Source organism: Petrotoga halophila DSM 16923 (genome assembly GCF_002924615.1).
Genome location: NZ_JALY01000273.1, coordinates 1 through 2683, shown reverse-complemented (window position 1 = coordinate 2683; position 2683 = coordinate 1). Strand labels below are relative to the sequence as shown.

At 32.7% G+C, this 2683-nt stretch carries 6 protein-coding genes; all 6 read right to left on the bottom strand.

Annotated elements, in window-relative coordinates; all coding sequences use genetic code 11:
- Positions 1–692: flagellar biosynthetic protein FliR (gene fliR, locus AA81_RS12870; RefSeq protein WP_103899260.1), on the bottom strand; the 692-nt coding region annotated here is incomplete at its 3' end.
- 2 nt (positions 693–694) lie between these two features.
- Positions 695–961, bottom strand: a complete 267-nt coding sequence (gene fliQ, locus AA81_RS12865; RefSeq protein ID WP_103899259.1) for a flagellar biosynthesis protein FliQ — start codon at positions 959–961, stop codon at positions 695–697.
- A gap of 4 nt (positions 962–965) precedes the next feature.
- On the bottom strand, positions 966–1733 hold the full coding sequence (fliP, locus tag AA81_RS12860; protein ID WP_169999790.1) for a flagellar type III secretion system pore protein FliP: 768 nt from the start codon (positions 1731–1733) through the stop codon (positions 966–968).
- Positions 1721–2104, bottom strand: coding sequence for a flagellar biosynthetic protein FliO (locus AA81_RS12855; protein WP_103065397.1), 384 nt, complete (start codon positions 2102–2104; stop codon positions 1721–1723). The genes fliP and AA81_RS12855 overlap by 13 nt, the downstream gene beginning before the upstream one ends.
- Positions 2105–2109: 5 nt before the next feature.
- Positions 2110–2469 carry a chemotaxis protein CheY gene (gene cheY, locus AA81_RS12850; protein WP_103065396.1) on the bottom strand — a complete coding sequence of 120 codons (360 nt, stop codon included), beginning with the start codon at positions 2467–2469 and terminating at the stop codon, positions 2110–2112.
- A 28-nt stretch (positions 2470–2497) separates the two neighbouring features.
- Positions 2498–2683 (bottom strand): chemotaxis protein CheW (locus AA81_RS12845; RefSeq protein ID WP_211292717.1); only part of this gene is annotated, 186 nt, incomplete at its 5' end.

Below are 2683 nucleotides of genomic sequence, written 5' to 3'. Positions count from 1 at the left end.
ATCAATATCACTCCTAAAAAGAGTAAAAATCCTACCAGTATTTCTAGTGGGATACCAACCATAAAAACATTAACCTGCGGGATCAATCTAGAAACTATTCCCAAAGCAACCTTCATAAGGATCATAAATGCGATCAATGGCATCGAAAGCTGAAGGCCTATAGTGAATACATCAAATAATTTTTGTGAAAAAATCATAAATCCATCAGGTGTTAGCGTAAAAACAACAGGAATCTTGTCGAAGGAATCTATAATTATTGAGTATAAAATTAACGGTCCTTTAAAGATAAAAAAAAGCAACATACTAAACAAAAATGAAAATTCAGAAATTAAAGAGATTTCATCGCTAGTTACAGGATCGAAAACATTCGCCATCGCAAAACCTATTTGGATACCTATCGTTTCCCCAGCAAATTGAAATGCATAAAACAAAATATTAGCTATTAATCCCACACTGCTTCCAAAAAGAAAATTCATCAATAAATAGAATATTATTGCTAAAGGCGTTGAATTTATGGGAAAAGTGCCGTTAACCTCAAATAACACCAAATAAGAAATAAAGAGTGTTATAAAAACTTTCACATGAACGGGAACAAAACGAGTACTAAAAAAAGGGATAAAAAAAGTAATTCCAGCCAACCTAGCAAAGATGAAAAAATAAACCCATAGATGGTATGTGAGATTCTCCAACACCACTAAATCATTCCCAAATAATGAGTGAATAACTCGAATGAAAAATCTGATAAGTTTTGCATTATCCAAGAGAACATAAAAACCAACGCAAGAAAAGTTATTATAATTTTAGGTGCAAATGTCAATGTCTGTTCGTGAAGCTGTGTAACGGCTTGGAATATACTAATAATCAACCCCACCGCCACACTTATTATTAAAATTGGAGAGACTATTTTTAGAAAAAGAAGTATACCATTTTCAAAAATTTCTATTAGGACTTCTTCACTCATGAGATCATCCTCCCACAAAACTCCTTACTAATCCTCCAATTAAGAGATCCCATCCGTTTACCATCACGAAAATCATTATTTTAAAAGGTAAAGAAATCAGAATCGGAGGTATCATGATCATTCCCATAGATAGCAAAATACTCGCTACCACCATATCGACTATTATAAAAGGCAAATAGAGCAATATACTCATCTTAAAGGCAATTTCTAACTCGCTTATTGCAAAAGCAGGTACCAGAATTTGAAAAGGGGTTTCCTCGATGTTATCTATCTCTATATTCATTGAAGATGAAAGCATATAGATATCATCTTCATTTTTATGTGCCACAATCTCTGAAATCATGAAATCTTTGAATTGTTGCCAACTAATTTGTATAGCTTCTTCGTAGCTAATTTCATTTTGGTTGTACGGAATAATTGCCTCTTGGTACACCCCATTAAAAACGGGAAACATTATCATTATCGTTAAAAAGAGGGCTAAAGCCAACATTACTTGATTTGGAGGCGCTTGCCTAGTACCCATAGCCTGCCTCAAAAAGCTTAACACAACAACTATTCTTGTAAAGGAAGTAAACAGCATTAAAAACCCGGGGGCTAGGGACAAAACAGTAACGATTAAAAGTATTGTCAACGTCGGGGTTAAAGTATTAACTTCTTCATTTGGATTTATTTGTATATCTACCCCTGGGAGTTGAATAGTATTTTGAGGAAAAATTAAACTAAGAGTCAGAATAAAAAGAATAAGAGTTATTATCGTTTTTACTTTTCTAATTTTTCCTCTTCCTTTCCCCTTGAAATTTTATCTTTTTTCAATATATTTGAAAAGGTTTCAAGAAATTTGGGATGTTCGTTCATAATTTCTTGAACCTCTTCTTCTTCTAATTTTCTTACTATTTCACTGGAATTAGAAGTAGCCAAAATAAGGTAATATTCTTTAAAAACTTTCAATACTCCAACGTATAAATTCCTATCCAGATAGTATTTTTTTACCATCTTAACTTCTTTGCTTTTTGGACCCTGTTTTAATGTTTTAGCCAGTATATAATAAAACACTGCAAGAAGTATGATGAGTAAAATTATGGCTACAAACCAAAACGACACATTAACTAAATTATTGGTTGGAGTTGCATAGTTAGTGGGCATTTAAACTACTCCAATTTTTGTAAAGCTTCTATAACTCTATTAGGCTGAAATGGTTTTACAATAAAATCCTTGGCTCCAGCCTGAATGGATTCTATAACCATAGCTTGTTGTCCCATTGCACTGCATACTATAATCTTTGCGCTAGGGTCTATTTTCTTAATCTCTTTTATAGCCTGAATACCGTCTTTAATGGGCATAGTTATATCCATAGTCACAAAATTTGGTTTCAGTTCTTGATACTTCTCAACCGCTTCTTGACCATTGCTAGCTTCCCCTATCACCTCATAATTTGCTTTTGTTAATATGTCTTTTAACATCATTCTCATAAATGCAGCATCATCCACTATTAAGACAGTTTTAGCCATTAAAACACCTCCGAAGACTTTAAAATTTTTACTTTTCTAACTCGGCCTCTAAGATACTTTCTAAATCAAGATATACTATCAATCTGTTTTCTATCTTTATAACGCCTTTAACTTTATCTGAATAAACTGACTCTTTTGATTGGAATTTTTCCAACTTTTCAGGATCGATGGAAAGAACGTTTTCAACTTCATCTACATACATTCCTATTTCCTC